11 protein-coding genes and 1 pseudogene are annotated in these 14786 nt (G+C 64.3%); 6 read left to right on the plus strand and 6 right to left on the minus strand.

Features of this window, described 5'->3' with window-relative positions; all coding sequences use genetic code 11:
- Nucleotides 1–255: 255 nt before the first annotated feature.
- Complete coding sequence (locus tag CK220_RS29915; protein ID WP_095814964.1) at nt 256–1359, plus strand: calcium:proton antiporter; 1104 nt, start codon at nt 256–258, stop codon at nt 1357–1359.
- Nucleotides 1360–1410: 51 nt separating this feature from the next.
- Here the strand turns inward: CK220_RS29915 and CK220_RS29920 are convergent, their stop codons facing one another.
- Nucleotides 1411–2424 (minus strand): hydrogen peroxide-inducible genes activator, encoded by a 1014-nt coding sequence (locus CK220_RS29920; RefSeq protein WP_141245261.1) that lies wholly within the window; start codon nt 2422–2424, stop codon nt 1411–1413.
- A 151-nt stretch (nt 2425–2575) separates the two neighbouring features.
- Here CK220_RS29920 and katG point away from each other — a divergent pair, with 151 nt between their 5' ends.
- From katG to guaA, 5 genes are all read left to right on the plus strand, one after another.
- Nucleotides 2576–4789 carry a catalase/peroxidase HPI gene (gene katG / locus CK220_RS29925; RefSeq protein ID WP_095814965.1) on the plus strand — a complete coding sequence of 738 codons (2214 nt, stop codon included), beginning with the start codon at nt 2576–2578 and terminating at the stop codon, nt 4787–4789.
- A 223-nt stretch (nt 4790–5012) separates the two neighbouring features.
- Nucleotides 5013–6302: an RsmB/NOP family class I SAM-dependent RNA methyltransferase gene (locus tag CK220_RS29930; protein ID WP_095814966.1), complete on the plus strand. Its 1290-nt coding sequence runs from the start codon at nt 5013–5015 to the stop codon at nt 6300–6302.
- Between the two features lie 93 nt (nt 6303–6395).
- Entirely contained in the window at nt 6396–6854 is a 459-nt protein-coding gene (locus tag CK220_RS29935) for a PaaI family thioesterase (RefSeq protein ID WP_066989431.1), read from the plus strand.
- Nucleotides 6855–6857: 3 nt separating this feature from the next.
- Nucleotides 6858–7496 carry a 5'-methylthioadenosine/S-adenosylhomocysteine nucleosidase gene (locus tag CK220_RS29940; protein WP_095814967.1) on the plus strand — a complete coding sequence of 213 codons (639 nt, stop codon included), beginning with the start codon at nt 6858–6860 and terminating at the stop codon, nt 7494–7496.
- Nucleotides 7497–7672: 176 nt separating this feature from the next.
- Nucleotides 7673–9229, plus strand: a complete 1557-nt coding sequence (gene guaA / locus CK220_RS29945) for a glutamine-hydrolyzing GMP synthase (protein ID WP_095814968.1) — start codon at nt 7673–7675, stop codon at nt 9227–9229.
- A gap of 717 nt (nt 9230–9946) precedes the next feature.
- Here the strand turns inward: guaA and CK220_RS29950 are convergent.
- The 5 genes and pseudogenes from CK220_RS29950 to CK220_RS29970 all read right to left on the minus strand — a co-directional run.
- Nucleotides 9947–11040, minus strand: a pseudogene (locus tag CK220_RS29950) (IS110 family transposase); the annotation flags it as partial.
- Between the two features lie 98 nt (nt 11041–11138).
- Nucleotides 11139–11936, minus strand: a complete 798-nt coding sequence (locus CK220_RS29955) for a 5'-methylthioadenosine phosphorylase (RefSeq protein ID WP_245429461.1) — start codon at nt 11934–11936, stop codon at nt 11139–11141.
- Between the two features lie 119 nt (nt 11937–12055).
- The gene (locus CK220_RS29960) at nt 12056–12847 is read right to left on the minus strand and encodes an ABC transporter permease (protein WP_095814970.1); all 792 of its coding nucleotides are present in this window, start codon (nt 12845–12847) and stop codon (nt 12056–12058) included.
- A 3-nt stretch (nt 12848–12850) separates the two neighbouring features.
- Nucleotides 12851–13615 carry an ABC transporter permease gene (locus CK220_RS29965; RefSeq protein WP_245429462.1) on the minus strand — a complete coding sequence of 255 codons (765 nt, stop codon included), beginning with the start codon at nt 13613–13615 and terminating at the stop codon, nt 12851–12853.
- 122 nt (nt 13616–13737) lie between these two features.
- On the minus strand, nt 13738–14778 hold the full coding sequence (locus CK220_RS29970) for an ABC transporter ATP-binding protein (protein ID WP_095814971.1): 1041 nt from the start codon (nt 14776–14778) through the stop codon (nt 13738–13740).
- Nucleotides 14779–14786 lie beyond the last annotated feature (8 nt).

Consider the following 14786-nt stretch of genomic DNA (forward strand, 5'->3'; position numbering starts at 1 on the left):
CTCCCAGCCAGCATCTTGAATCTGATTTGCAGACCCTTGGGAATCCCTTCGATTCAATCCAAATTCATCCCGCTCTAGTTCAGCACCGCGGACGCTTAGGCCGGGCGCGCCCCGCTATTGCCGCCGCCCCGCCTTGATCTGCGACGGTTTCGGCGCCGAACGCCGGGTGATCGGTCCGTCGGCGTCGCAGTGATGTCGGCTGGGGTGTTTCCCACTGGCTTTTCCGCTAAATTCGCGGAAACGCAGGGGGCTTCAATGACTGGTTTCGGGCGGTCGGTGACTTCCTACACGATGCCATTGGCCGCCCTGGTGATGGCTGTCGCGGTCAGGGCCAGCGGCCTTTCGGTTGACGAGGGTTCGCTGAACATCAGGATTGTTGTTGGAGCACTTTCGAGTGCGATCATGTTCATCACCATTTTCGTGGTGCTCGACCACGCCGAGGCAGTGGCCCGGCGCGTGGGGGAGCCGTACGGAACGTTGGTGTTGACCTTTGCCGTGACGGCAATCGAAGTGTCGATCATCGTTTCCATGATGCTGCATGGAAAGAACAACCCGACATTGGCGCGTGAGTCCGTTTTCTCGACGGTGATGATTACCTCCACCGGCGTCGTCGGTACATGTCTCACGCTTGGCGGCTGGCGTCATCGCAAGCAGGCAATCGTTCGGCAAGGGACCAGCGCGTATCTCGCGGTTCTGATTGCGCTGACCGTCATGACGCTTGTCCTGCCGACCTACACTCAGACGACGGATCCAGGCACGTTTTCGGCAGCCCAGCTTGGTTTTGTGAGCGTCCTTTCAGTGCTGCTCTATGCAAGCTTCGTGTTCGCCCAGACCGTTCGGCACCGGGACGACTTCGTCCAGGAACAGGCGCACGACGGTTCGATGCGAACTGCCCCTCACGAAAGCCTTTCTGTCGGCGTTCTGCTGCTGCTGAGCGGGCTGGTCGGCATTGTCATGCTGGCCGAGCAGGTCGCTGCCGGTGTCGAGGATACGCTCGTTGCCTACCAGGTGACCCAGGCCGACAGCATCGTGGGAGCGATGATCGCCGGGCTGGTTTTGATGCCGGAGGCCATTTCGGCGGTTCGCGCCTCGCTCAACAATGAGCTGCAGCGCGGCCTCAACGTTGCGATGGGTTCGGCCTGCGCCACGATCGGCTTGACAATACCGGCGGTCGCGGCCGCCAGCCTGCTGACGGGCAGAGGGTTGACCCTGGGCCTCCCGCCGGCAGACGCAGTCCTTTTGGTCTTGGCGCTCGTGATATGCAACGTCAGCTTCAGCACCGAAAGAACGACGTTCCTGACCGGCATGGTTCATGTCGTGGTGTTTTTCACATATGTATTTCTGATATTTGTGCCGTGAAGGCTGGCAGTCGATGCCGAGATAGAGACGCTGCGAGGTTGGGAATCGCCACTATCGGATTCTCGAGCGGGCAGCGACAGCTCGCACATGTCGCAGAAGCTTCCGATGAGCGAGACGCTGGCTGAGAACCGGGATGGTAAGCTGAGAAGCCAGCGTCAACTCGCAAGCACCGCCTGATCCAAATCCCCGTATGATCTTTGCCAGTTCCACGCATTCGTCCTGGCGCACCTTGTTGCGCCGCCATGCGAGGCAGATCATGCGCTGCGGCATTGGCTCCTGGAAAGGCACGATCTTGAGGTCCGGCATCACGGCGGCGGCGTTTGCCGCCATTTCCGGAACCAGCGTCACGCCCAGTCCATGCGCCACCATCTGCAAGAGCGTGGTGAGACTGGTGGCGCCATAGCTTGCCATCGCCACCGGCCGAACATTGCCGCAGACGGCCAGAGCCTGTTCGCGCAGGCAATGGCCTTCCTCTAGCAGCATCAGCCGTTCCAGCGCCGGGCTTTCCGGCGGCACGGGCGGCGAGGCGAAAGCCGGATCGCCGGCGGGGACCGCAAGGAAGAAGCGGTCCGGGAAGAGCTCCTCCGTGACCAGCCCCGGATGGTCGAGCGGCAGCGCGGCGATGAAAGCGTCGAGCTTGCCCGAGACATTGTCCTCGACCAGCGATGCCGTCACCGCCTCGCGCAGTTCGAGCTGCAGGCCCGGGAAGTGCTTCTTCAATTCCGGCAGGACCCGCGGCAGGAGATACGGCGCTACCGTCGGGATGATGCCCAGCCGGAAGCGGCCTTCCATGGCGGGGCGGCCGCGCCGGGCGGTCGTCTCGACGTCACGTATATCGGCAAGAATGCGCTCGATGCGCGGCTGCAGCACAAGCGCTTCGTCCGTCATCCGCACCGTCTTGCCGCCGCGCTCGAACAAAAGACAGTTCAGCCGCTCTTCCATTTCGGCGATCTGGGCGGAGAGCGCCGGCTGGCTGACGCCGGCAAGCTTCGCGGCGCGGCCGAAATGCAGCGTCTGCGCCAGCGCGTCGAAATAAAGCATCTGTCGCACGGTGAGGCCGATCATAAGGAAAGCTTATCAAAACGAACAGGAAAGGCAATTTGTCTTTATCGCCAAGCCGGCCTAGGCTGGAATCATTCCAGATTGGCGCGGCCGCTGGCCGGCCCCGAAATCTGCGCAGAATCAATCTCGGAAAAATCAAAACCTGGAGAGTAAGATGGACGCGAAAACCGACGACAGCAGCGCTGGCAAATGCCCCGTGGCGCATGGATCCGCCGGCAGGACCAACCGGGATTGGTGGCCGAATCTGCTCGACCTCGGCGTTCTTCACCAGCAGTCGAACCTCTCGGACCCGATGGGCGAGGATTTCGACTATGCCAAGGAATTTCAGAGCCTCGATCTCGATGCCGTGATCAAGGATCTGCACCATGTGATGACCGACTCGCAGGACTGGTGGCCGGCCGATTTCGGCCATTACGGACCGCTCTTCATCCGCATGGCCTGGCACAGTGCCGGCACCTATCGCATCGGCGATGGGCGCGGCGGCGCCGGTGCCGGCCAGCAGCGGTTCGCGCCGCTGAACAGCTGGCCGGACAATGCCAATCTCGACAAGGCGCGCCGGCTGCTGTGGCCGGTCAAGCAGAAATACGGCCGCAGGATCTCCTGGGCCGACCTGATGATCCTCGCCGGCAATGTCGCCCTGGAATCGATGGGTTTCAAGACCTTCGGCTTCGCCGGCGGCCGCCCCGACGTGTGGGAGCCGGAGCAGGATGTGGACTGGGGTTCCGAGACCAAATGGCTGGATGACCAGCGCTATTCCGGCGACCGCGAACTGCAGGGCCATCTCGGCGCCGTTCAGATGGGTCTCATCTACGTCAATCCGGAAGGCCCGAACGGCAAGCCGGATCCGGTCGCCGCGGCCCGCGACATCCGCGAGACGTTCCGCCGTATGGCCATGAACGACGAAGAGACCGTGGCGCTGATTGCCGGCGGCCACACCTTCGGCAAGACCCATGGCGCCGGCGATGCCTCGCTGGTGGGCGTGGAGCCGGAAGGTGCCGGCATCGAAGCGCAGGGCCTCGGCTGGTCGAGCAAACATGCCACCGGCATTGCCGGCGACGCCATCACCTCGGGCCTCGAAGTCACTTGGACCACGACGCCGACCAGATGGAGCAACAATTTCTTCGACAACCTGTTCAACTTCGAATGGGAGCTGACGAAGAGCCCGGCCGGCGCCAATCAGTGGACGCCGAAGGGCGGCGCCGGCGCCGGCACGGTTCCGGACGCGCATAATCCCTCCAGGCGTCACGCTCCGGCCATGCTCACCACCGATCTCGCGCTGCGCTTCGATCCGGCCTATGAGAAGATCTCGCGTCGCTTCCACCAGAACCCGGACCAGTTCGCCGACGCTTTCGCCCGCGCCTGGTTCAAGCTCACCCATCGCGACATGGGGCCGGTGGTTCGTTATCTCGGCCCGCTCGTGCCGAAGGAAGAGCTGATCTGGCAGGATCCGATCCCGGCGATCGACCACGAGCTGGTCAGCGAAGAGGATATCGCCGGGCTGAAGGCGAAGATCCTGGCCTCCGGCCTTACGGTTCCTGAACTGGTCTCAACCGCCTGGGCCTCAGCCTCGACCTTCCGCGGCTCGGATAAGCGCGGCGGCGCCAATGGCGGCCGCATCCGTCTCAGCCCGCAGAAGGACTGGGAAGTCAACCAGCCGGCCCAGCTTTCGAAGGTGCTGGCGAAGCTGGAAGCCACCCAGCAGGAGTTCAACGCGGCGCAGGCGGGCGAGAAGAAGGTCTCGCTCGCCGACCTGATCGTGCTCGGCGGCGCCGCCGCGATCGAGAAGGCCGCGAAGGACGGCGGCAATGAAGTGAAGGTGCCCTTCACGCCGGGCCGCATGGACGCTTCGCAGGAGCAGACCGATGTCGAATCCTTCGCGGCGCTCGAGCCGAGGGCCGACGGCTTCCGCAACTACGTCCGCGGCAGACTGCCCATGTCGGTCGAGGCGATGCTGGTCGATCGTGCCCAGCTCCTCACGCTGACGGCGCCGGAAATGACGGTGCTGGTCGGCGGCCTGCGCGTGCTCGGCGCCAATCATGGCGGCTCAAAGCACGGCGCGTTCACCGACAGGCCGGGCACGCTGACCAACGACTTCTTCATCAACCTGCTCAGCATGGCGACCATCTGGGATCCGACGGCCGGCTCTGAGCCAGACTCGGATGAGGTGTATGAGGCGCGCGACCGCAAGACCAAGCAAGTCAAGTGGACCGGCACCCGCGCCGACCTGATCTTCGGCTCGCACTCGCAATTGCGTGCGCTGGCCGAGGTTTACGGCTCGGCGGATGCCAAGCAGAAGTTCGTCAAAGACTTCGTCAAGGCGTGGACGAAGGTGATGAATCTCGACCGCTTCGAGATCGCCTCGAAGTAAGGTCTCATCCTCCCAAGAAAAGGCGCGGGGCTCATGCCCCGCGCCTTTTCTTGTTCAGCCTGAACGTCGCGAACTTCGCTTCTATGCGGCCTGACTTCCGGCACCGGCGGTCGCAGCCCTCGGCATGGTCCGGCGTGACGGCCGTAACAGAACTGTTTCAATCCGGGCCTGAAACGCTTTAAGAGCATGCCGGAAAACAATTGGCAGGCAGCGGAAAGACAGAATGAGACTGGGCGGAAGGCTGGCGGCGGCCATCGAAGTGCTTGAAGACATCGGCCGTCGGCATCGGCCGGTGGCCGACGCCTTGCGCGACTGGGGTTTGTCGCACCGCTTTGCCGGTGGCGGCGACCGCGCGGCGATCGGCAACATCGTCTACGACGCGCTGCGCCGCAAGCGCTCGGCCGGCTGGCTCTTCGGCGAGGAGACGCCACGCGCCATCGGCTTCGGCGCGCTGCTGCTGGAATGGGGCCAGACGGCGCGGTCGCTGAATGACGCTCTCGATGGCGACAAATTCGCGCCGCCGCTGCTCAGCGCCGCCGAACTGAAAGCCGCAGCCTCCGGCAGGCTCGCCGATGCGCCGGATGCCGTGCGGGCCGATGTTCCGGACTGGTGCGCGCCGCTGCTCGAGCACGCCTATGGCGATGCCTGGATCGAAGAGGGCGCGGCTCTCGCGATGCGCCCGCCGCTGGACCTCAGGGTCAATGCGCTGCAGGCAGACCGCGGCAAGGTGCTGGCGGAACTCCAGGGCACCGGTGCAGCACCTGCCGCAATCGCGCCGCACGGCATTCGCATCCCGCCGATCAATGGCGACGGCAGGCATCCGAACGTCCAGGCCGAGCCCGCCTTCCAGAAGGGCTGGTTCGAGGTGCAGGACGAGGGCTCGCAGCTTGCAGCAGCGCTCGCCGGCGCCGAGCCAGGCATGCAGGTGCTCGATTATTGCGCGGGCGCCGGGGGCAAGACGCTGGCGCTTTCGGCAGAGATGGACAATCGCGGCCAGGTCTTCGCCCATGATGCGGAAAAGGTGCGTCTGGCGCCGATCTTCGAGCGCATCCGCCGCGCGCACAGCCGCAACATCCAGGTCGTCAGCAAGCCCGCGGAATTCGCGCCGCTCACCGGTCATATGGACATCGTGCTGATCGATGCGCCCTGCACCGGCAGCGGCACCTGGCGGCGGCGGCCGGACGCCAAGTGGCGGCTGACGGACAGACAGCTCGATGCCCGCAAAGGCGAGCAGCTGGCGATCCTCGACATGGCGCAGGCTTTCGTGAAGCCCGGCGGGTTGCTCGTCTACATCACCTGCTCGGTGTTCGATGCCGAAAACGGCGAGCAGGTCGCAGCCTTCCGCGAGCGCCACGGCGGCTTTGCGCCGGTCGACCACCGCCAGCTCTGGGACAGCCGTTTCCCCGGCCACGAGGACGCTGCGCGTATTGGCGACGCCGGTGGCATCTCGCTGTCGCCGGCGCTCAGCGGCACTGACGGGTTCTATTTCCACGCCCTGCGCAGGGCCGTATGAGAGCAGCCGGCATTTGCTGCGCTGCAACATGAGAGATTGCCTGTCCTGCCTGCCTCTGCAATAAGCTTCGCCAGCAAAAGTGAGGCGAAGGCCATGGCAGCCAAGATCGTACCCGCTCCCGACTATGAGGATCGCGTCAGGACTTCCTTTGCCCGCCAGAAAGCCATGGCCACCATCGGCGCCGAGCTGACGCTGGTCACGCCCGGCATCATCGAGATCGAGATGCCCTATGCCCCTTCGCTCACCCAGCAGCATGGCTTCCTGCATGCCGGCGTCATCTCGACCGCGCTGGACTCGGCCTGCGGCTATGCCGCCTTCTCGTTGATGCCGCAGAATTCCAGCGTGCTGACCATCGAATTCAAGGTCAACCTGCTCGCCCCGGGGAAGGGCGAGCGCTTCCTGTTCCGCGGCTCGGTGACCAAGCCGGGCCGCACCATCATTGTTGCCGACGGCCAGGCCTATGCCTTCGCTGCCGATGGCGAGGCCAAGCTGATCGCCACCATGACCGGCACGATGATGACGGTGGTCGGCCGCGACGGCATCGAGGGGTGATCCATGGCGAGCGCTGCGCGGATAGGGGAAAAATCCGTCCTCTTCGTCATGGCGGCCGAGGCCGAATACGGCCCGCATCTCAAAAAGCTGTTCACGCCGCTGATGACCGGCGTCGGCCCGGTCGAGGCCGGTGTGCGCCTCGGCGCCGAACTCGCCACGTTGAAGGCCGAGGACGCGCTGCCGGATCTCGTCGTTTCGCTGGGCTCCGCGGGAAGCCGAACGCTCGAACAGACCGAAATCTACCAGGCCGTGTCGGTGAGTTACCGCGACATCGACGCTTCGCCGCTCGGCTTCGCGAAGGGCGCGACGCCGTTCCTCGACTTGCCGGTGACGGTGCCGCTGCCCTTCGTCATTCCCGGCATCAGGACCGCGACGCTGTCGACCGGAGGCGCCATCGTCACCGGCGCCGCTTATGACGCGATCGACGCCGACATGGTCGACATGGAGACCTTCGCCTGCCTGCGCGCCTGCCAGCTGTTCGGTGTGCCGCTGATCGGCCTGCGCGGTATTTCCGACGGCGCGGCCGATCTCAGGCATGTCGGCGACTGGACCGAGTATCTGCATGTCATCGACGAGAAGCTGGCCGGAGCAATAGAGTTGCTGGAGCAGGCGATTGCGTCCGGCGCGATCAGCCTTACTTAATGCATGTCGCCCAAAACTCCGCGGCCGTTTCGGGAGAACGAGATGCATCAAGATGAAAACTTGAAGCTCGTCGCCTGAATGCGTTTCGACGCGACGCGCTTTAGGCGCTTTGGCAAGGACCGAAAGCCGCAGCGCGAAGCATTGCGCCGAATCGGTTCTTTCTTTAAAGGCCCGACATGACGACACATCCCGACACGGTTCTCATCATCGACTTCGGCAGCCAGGTCACGCAGCTGATCGCGCGGCGCGTGCGCGAGGCCGGGGTCTACTGCGAGATCGTTCCGTTCCAGTCAGCCGCAGAGGGCTTCCGCCGCATCCGGCCGAAGGCCGTCATTCTGTCGGGCAGCCCGCACTCGACCGTCGACATCGGCTCGCCGCGCGCGCCCGACGAGGTCTTTTCGTCCGGTATTCCGGTGCTCGGCATCTGCTATGGCGAGCAGACGATGTGCGCTCAACTCGGCGGCAAGGTCGAGGCCGGCCATCACCGCGAGTTCGGCCGGGCCTTCCTCGAGATCGAGGACGACTGCGCGCTGTTCGACGGTGTCTGGGCCAGGGGCACGCGCCATCAGGTCTGGATGAGCCACGGCGACCGCGTCACCGCCATTCCGGAAGGATTCAAGATCGTCGGCACCTCCACCGGCGCGCCCTTCGCGGCGATTGCCGACGAGGCACGCAAGTTTTACGCGGTGCAGTTCCATCCAGAGGTCGTCCATACCCCCGACGGCGCGAAGCTGCTCAGCAACTTCGTCCACCACATCGCCGGCCTCAGCAGGGGCTGGACCATGGCTGCCTATCGCGAGCAGGCGGTCGAGGCGATCCGCAAGCAGGTCGGCAAGGGCAAGGTGATCTGCGCGCTGTCGGGCGGCGTCGATTCCTCGGTCGCCGCGCTCCTCATCCACGAGGCGGTAGGCGATCAGTTGACTTGCATCCTCGTCGACCACGGCCTGATGCGCAAGGACGAGGCGAAAAGCGTGGTGGAGATGTTCCGCCAGCACTACAACCTGCCGCTGATCCTGGTCGACGCTTCCGACCGCTTCATTTCGGCGCTGGAAGGCGAGAGCGATCCGGAAAGGAAGCGCAAGACCATCGGCCGGCTGTTCATCGAGGTGTTCGAGGAAGAGGCGAAGAAACTCGGCGGCGCCGACTTCCTGGCGCAGGGCACGCTCTATCCCGACGTCATCGAAAGCGTCTCCTTCTCCGGCGGCCCCTCGGTGACGATCAAGTCGCATCACAATGTCGGCGGCCTGCCCGAGCGCATGAACATGAAGCTGGTCGAGCCGCTGCGCGAGTTGTTCAAGGATGAGGTGAGGGCGCTGGGCCGAGAGCTCGGCCTGCCCGAAAGCTTCATCGGCCGCCATCCGTTCCCGGGTCCGGGCCTTGCCATTCGCTGCCCGGGCGGGATCACCCGCGAGAAGCTGGAGATCCTGCGCGAGGCCGACGCCATCTACCTCGACGAGATCCGCAAGGCCGGCCTCTACGATGCCATCTGGCAGGCCTTCGCCGTGCTCTTGCCGGTGCAGACCGTCGGCGTGATGGGCGACGGCCGCACCTACGAGTTCGTCTGCGCGCTGCGCGCTGTGACCTCGGTCGACGGCATGACTGCCGATTTCTACCATTACGACATGAACTTCCTCGGCGCCGCTGCCACTCGCATCATCAACGAGGTGAAAGGCATCAATCGCGTCGTCTATGACGTTACGTCGAAGCCTCCGGGGACCATCGAGTGGGAATAATTCAGGCCTATCCGAACGCCGCCGAAATTACGCCCGTTTTACGACGCAAGGCGTCCACCGTGTGTATTCCGCCTGCCCGCGGCTAATTCGAATCGGTTTTCCGCGCAGCCGGAAGAAACCAGAATGACAATTGCGCGCCTGCGACCCTGAGCAGCAGTTTAGCAGCGCTGGGTAAACGGCTGCCCCTGTAAATCGGCGATGTCAGACGGCGTTGGCCGGCAATGGCTGGAGGATGCCCGAACTTCTCCCGCGCTGCAGAGCCACCAGCACTGCAACAGAGTGTTCAACGATTTCATCGATGGCGTGTCGAGCTGCATCGAGGCCTGGAGCGAAGATGTGAACCAGGAATTGATGAACGGCCATGCCGCTCGCAATGCACCGAATAGCCGCCCTGCGCGACCAGCTTTGCAACGGATTGTGCCGAGTGGCCGACTAGTCTCTCATGTTCCCTGTCCAGGCTACGGATCGTCTGCTCGGCGTGTGCGAAGCAGTCAGATCGGCTGAAGCTGCACAGGGCTGGGGGTGGAGCTCAGAGACGACGGTTGATCAGACTCTTATACCGCCTTCCGTGTCTTCGTCTCGTGGCTGTCCTCGGTCTAGAGGGCGGGCGTCGGGCGCATCGGCTCGGCCACATAACTAGCGACGGGAGTTCCCCACCGTGGCCCCACCCCCAACGCTGTGCAGCGGGTTGGGTCGACACCGCCACAACGGTGCGACTTCCCTGCCGATGGCCCACAGGAAGGCGGCCATCTCGCGCGCGATCGCAGCCACGACCACCGGCGGCTTCTTGCCGCTGGCACTGAGGCGACGATAACGAGCGCAGAGTCTGATTTGCGCCTTCCAGGCGATGTCGCGCACAGCCTTCGGCAGCCCTTCGAGCCGGACCCTCAGGGCCGCGCTAACCCTGGCGGGATAGCGATACGTCCAAGCCGCTTCCACCAAGGCGCGGCGGGCACGTCGATTGCCGGCGAGCGTAAGGCTCGACCGGCGGACCGTGTCGCCAGTCGAGCGCTCTCCCGGAACCAGACCGAGGAAGGCCATCAACTGCGGCGGCGTATCGAAGCGGCGCACGTCCCCGATCTCGGCCGCGAAGATCACTGCGACCAGGAACGAGGCGCCACGCATCGCCTGATAGGCCTCCACGACCGGCGCCATCGACCAGGTCGGCACGATGGCTTTCAGCTGCTCGTCCAGGCGACATAACCGCTGAGCCGCGTCCTCGATCGCGTCGATCTTCTCCTGAAACACGATCTGCTGCGCCGTGTGCTCAAAGCTCTGGCGGGCAAGCCAGCGCCGGTGCGCCAATGTCCAATGACCGCCGCCCTCGTAGATCCGCCTCTGCCGCAGAAGAAAGGAGAGTAGCTGCTGGCGCTTGCGGCGCAGGTCATCGGGCTGCGGCTTCCCGAGCCCGGACCAGATCGCACAGCCTCATGGACGACGTCCGGCACCCACACCCCGGTCAGCTCGCCCGCCCGATGCAGCCGCGCCAGCGTGACCGCATCCCGTCGGTTGGTTTTGACGCGCTCGCCCGGCCGCTTCGGGATCAGGGCCGGCGCAACCACCATGCAGTCGTGACCGAGTTCGCGAACCTGCCGGCACAACCCGTAGCCCGTCGGCCCAGCTTCGAAGCAGACGTGCAGTCGATCATATCTTTTTCCCAGCTTCTTGATCGTCCGCTCTATCGTCGCAGGACTATTCTCCACCTCGCCGACAAACCGGACCTCGCCGCTGCGGCCTCCCTCCGCGAGCGCCACCGCGTGCTTCTTCTTGGCTACATCAAACGCGACGAACGCTTCGCTATACTCCTCCATGGCTCGTCCGTGAGGATCGGCTCGGCCCATCCGAGCAACCCTCGTCTCTTAATCGCACGAAAGGGCGGGCCACCGATCTCAGCCCTGGAACATGACGTCTAGTACCGCGCGTAACGCTCCGGCGGCTGTGGTGTGAGGAGGGCGTGGCAGGCGCAGGGTTCTCCGACGGGAAGTGCGGCCGCGGTCCCAAGAGCGACCCTCGATGTGATTTGCGAAAGGCGTTCGAGCATGCCGGCCTGCAGGAGCGTGCCGCGGTCTCGGCTGAGGTAATCGTTCATCGTCGCGGTCACAAAAGCGCAAGGGGTGAAGCAGGCGCCGATCTCGCGCGACAGGGTCGCCTCGGGCGCGATCGAATGGTTGACAACATCGGCGCCGAGGGTGCGGAACATGATGGCCTCGGCGGGTGTGGTCAGGCGCGGGCCATAGACATGGCCGGCAACCAACCCTTGATCGATGCCATGGACGCGCGCCTCCGTCGGCCAAAGCCGGCAAGCCGTCTCGGCCAGGATTGCGGCGCAGTTGCTGCAGACGATCTGCTTGCCGCTGGCGTCGAATTTCTGGCGTCCCGGCAGCAGAGAATATGGCGTCTGGGTCGGCTCGATTATGTCGGCCGCGATGACCAGATCACCGCTGCGGATCGCCCTGTTGACCGCGCCGACCGTCGAACAGGTGATCACCCGCTTGACGCCGGCCTCCCGCAGCACCCAGAAGGCACGGCGATGGCAGGCATGATCGATTTCGTCTCGTGGGTTGCCGTGCGAATACATGCAGAGCGCCCGGCGTGGCTGCCCGTCGCTTGTGATCGAGCCGTCAAACGCGAGGAGCTTCCAGTTTTCCGTCCGCCCGTAAGGCGTCTCGAAGGCCATGTCGCGGGCCAGGACCTCCACGCCGGCCATTGGCACATCTTCGGGAAAGGCTAGCCCCCAACTCGCCGAGCCGGTGATGAGGGCCAATTCGACCGTTGGAATAGGCGCTGGGGCAGAGCGATGCATAGTCATTCATGTTCCTGTGGGGTCTAGGGCCTCTGGCGCGCGGCGAAGAGGAGGACGACGGCAACAACGAGGCCGGTCCACAGCGTCGAGATCGCAGCGATGGTCGGGTCGATCTGGTCGCGCAGCGAAATGAACATCAGCTTCGGCAGCGTGGTATTCGCGCCGCTCGACACGAAGATCGAAATGACGGCTTCATCGAGCGAGCTGAGAAACGCCATGAGCGCCGCCGAAACCAATGAAAGGACCATCTGCGGCAGCATGATGCCGACGATTCCGCCACCCCAGCCGGCACCCAAACTGCGCGCGGCCTGAAGCTGCACCCAGTCGAACCGGCGCACGGCGGGATAGAGCACGACGACCGCAACCGGAATGGCCAGGACGACATGGCCGAGAAGGACGCCGCCGAGCGTTCCGAGCAGCCGGAGCTTCGCCAGAACGAAGAACAATCCGATCGCCAGCAGGATACCGGGAACGACCGAGGGGATCACCGCGAAGGTATAGATGCCGCTGGCGAGCCGCCCACCCAGCCGGTCCATCGCCACACAGGCCAAGAATGCGGCGGGCACAGACACGATCGCCGTCAGGCCGGCGAGAATCAGGCTCGTGCGCAGTGCAGCCATCCAGTCGGCCGAGCCGAAGAAGCTCGCATACCAGCGCAGCGAAAGACTGCGCGGCGGAAATTCCAGCATGTCGGAGCCGGAGAACGAGATCGGCACCACGATCAACGTCGGCAGGATAAGGAACGCCAGCACCAGCGCGCCGAAGGACCAGAGCAAAGCGTGGGCAAGTCTGCTTTCGGGATAGGCGTCCAGCATGGTTCAATCCGCGGCCGGCTTTGACCTGATCAACCTGGCAGCGCCCAGTGCCGTCACGCCGAGGACCGCGACGATGAGCAGCAGAAAGACGCCGAATGCCGCCGCACCACCCCAATCCTGCAGGGTCGAGAGTGTGCGGTCGATTCGGATCGCGATCGGGCTGATCCGGCCACCGCCGAGGATCGCCGGCGTGATGAAGAAACCCAGCGTATAGACGAAGACAATGACCGAGCCAGACGCGATGCCGCCGAAGGCCAGCGGCAGGATCACCGTCCGGAAGCAGTGCCAGAGGCTTGCGCCCATGCTGGCGGCGGCCCGGATCACGTTGCCGTCGATGTCGCGCATCGCCGCATAGGTAGGCAGCACGAAAATCGGCAGCATGTAGTGCACCATTCCGATCAAGGTGCCGGTGAAATTGTAGACCAGCGGCACCGGCTCGGACACGAGGCCGCTGCCGACCAGGAGATCGTTGATCAATCCGTCGCGCCGCAAAATTACCAGCCAGCCATAGGTGCGGACCAGAATCGAGGTCCAGAGCGGCAGGAGGACCAGCACCATCAGCCGACTGGCGGTCCTTGGTGATGTGCTTGCCAGCAGAAAAGCGAGCGGGATGCCGAGCACGAGACAGCAAAGCAGGGTCCCGCCGGACAGTTCCAGGGTCACCAGCAGGGATCGCCAGGTGAGCCCGTTCGTCAAAAGTGCCGTATAGTTCACAAGGGTGATGTCGCCCCGAGCCGTCGCCAAGGATTGTTGCAGGATCCAGAACAACGGCAGAATTGCGCCGATCCCGACAATGACCAGCGAGGGTAGAGCGAGCGACAGAAAGAACCTGCGCTCGGTTGCCGCGTCACGCCGCAGACCAGCGGCATTCACCGTTGCGGTCATTGCGGTCATGGTTCGGGGCCGCCGTCGAGTCTGTGGATATGCCGGGCTGCGGCGTAGGCGGTCAGCTGCTGTCCGATCGTGATGCCGGCCTGGTCGAGCGACTTTCCGGATGGAATGCTGAGCAGCAGTTCACGCTCACCCTCGACTTTGAGGCGCAGGTGCCAGGTTTCGCCGCGGAAGGCATAGGCGGCGACCCGTCCTTTGATCGCGATCCCGTCACCGCCGGCCGCGTCGCGTTCCAGAGCAAAATTCTCGGCGCGGATGACTAAAGTGCCGTCGAGTGGCGGAGCCGATCCCAACGGCTCCACGAGGGCTGCGGGCATAATGTTTGATTCGCCCATGAAATTGGCGACGAAGCGCGTTCTGGGCCGTTGATAGACAGGCTGCGGCGCGTCGAGCTGTTCGATCCGGCCGCCATTCATCACCGCTATTCGATCTGACATGGTCAGAGCTTCGCGCTGGTCGTGTGTCACATAGATTGTGGTGATTGCGAGATCCTGCTGCAGCTTGCGGATTTCGAATTGCATCTGCTCGCGCAGGTTCTTGTCGAGTGCCGAAAGCGGCTCGTCCATCAGCAGGACCCGCGGCTCGAATACCACGGCCCTGGCCAGTGCCACACGCTGGCGCTGGCCGCCCGAAAGCGCGGCGATGTCGCGCGCCTCATAGCCCTCCAACTGCGTGCGAGCGAGGGCGGCCCGCGCCCGCTCGCGCGCCTCGGCACGCGGCAGCCGGCGCAAGAGCAACGGGTATTCGACATTGCCCAGAACGCTCATGTGCGGGAAGAGGGCGTAGTTCTGAAACACGATGCCGATGTCGCGCTTGTTCACCGGAAGCCGCGTGACATCGGCTTCGCCGATCCGGATCAGCCCAGCCTCGGGCCTGACAAATCCTGCGATCGCCATCAAGAGGGTGGTCTTGCCCGAGCCGGAGGGGCCGAGAAGCGTCAGGAACTCCCCCGGTCGAACATCCACACTGACGTCATCCAGGGCGACGTGGCGACCGTAAACCTTGCGCACTCTTTCGAGTGCTATGCGCGGTGAAGCCATGGGTAGGC

It is taken from the genome of Mesorhizobium sp. WSM3860 (assembly GCF_002294995.1).
Lineage (GTDB): Bacteria > Pseudomonadota > Alphaproteobacteria > Rhizobiales > Rhizobiaceae > Mesorhizobium.

Bases quoted from the DNA above. Each gene is read 5' to 3' on its own strand.
- CK220_RS29915 (WP_095814964.1), top strand. From the start codon at position 256: ATGACTGGTTTCGGGCGGTCGGTGACTTCCTACACGATGCCATTGGCC.
- CK220_RS29920 (WP_141245261.1), bottom strand. From the start codon at position 2,424: ATGATCGGCCTCACCGTGCGACAGATGCTTTATTTCGACGCGCTGGCG.
- katG (WP_095814965.1), top strand. From the start codon at position 2,576: ATGGACGCGAAAACCGACGACAGCAGCGCTGGCAAATGCCCCGTGGCG.
- CK220_RS29930 (WP_095814966.1), top strand. From the start codon at position 5,013: ATGAGACTGGGCGGAAGGCTGGCGGCGGCCATCGAAGTGCTTGAAGAC.
- CK220_RS29935 (WP_066989431.1), top strand. From the start codon at position 6,396: ATGGCAGCCAAGATCGTACCCGCTCCCGACTATGAGGATCGCGTCAGG.
- CK220_RS29940 (WP_095814967.1), top strand. From the start codon at position 6,858: ATGGCGAGCGCTGCGCGGATAGGGGAAAAATCCGTCCTCTTCGTCATG.
- guaA (WP_095814968.1), top strand. From the start codon at position 7,673: ATGACGACACATCCCGACACGGTTCTCATCATCGACTTCGGCAGCCAG.
- CK220_RS29955 (WP_245429461.1), bottom strand. From the start codon at position 11,936: ATGGCCGGCGTGGAGGTCCTGGCCCGCGACATGGCCTTCGAGACGCCT.
- CK220_RS29960 (WP_095814970.1), bottom strand. From the start codon at position 12,847: ATGCTGGACGCCTATCCCGAAAGCAGACTTGCCCACGCTTTGCTCTGG.
- CK220_RS29970 (WP_095814971.1), bottom strand. From the start codon at position 14,778: ATGGCTTCACCGCGCATAGCACTCGAAAGAGTGCGCAAGGTTTACGGT.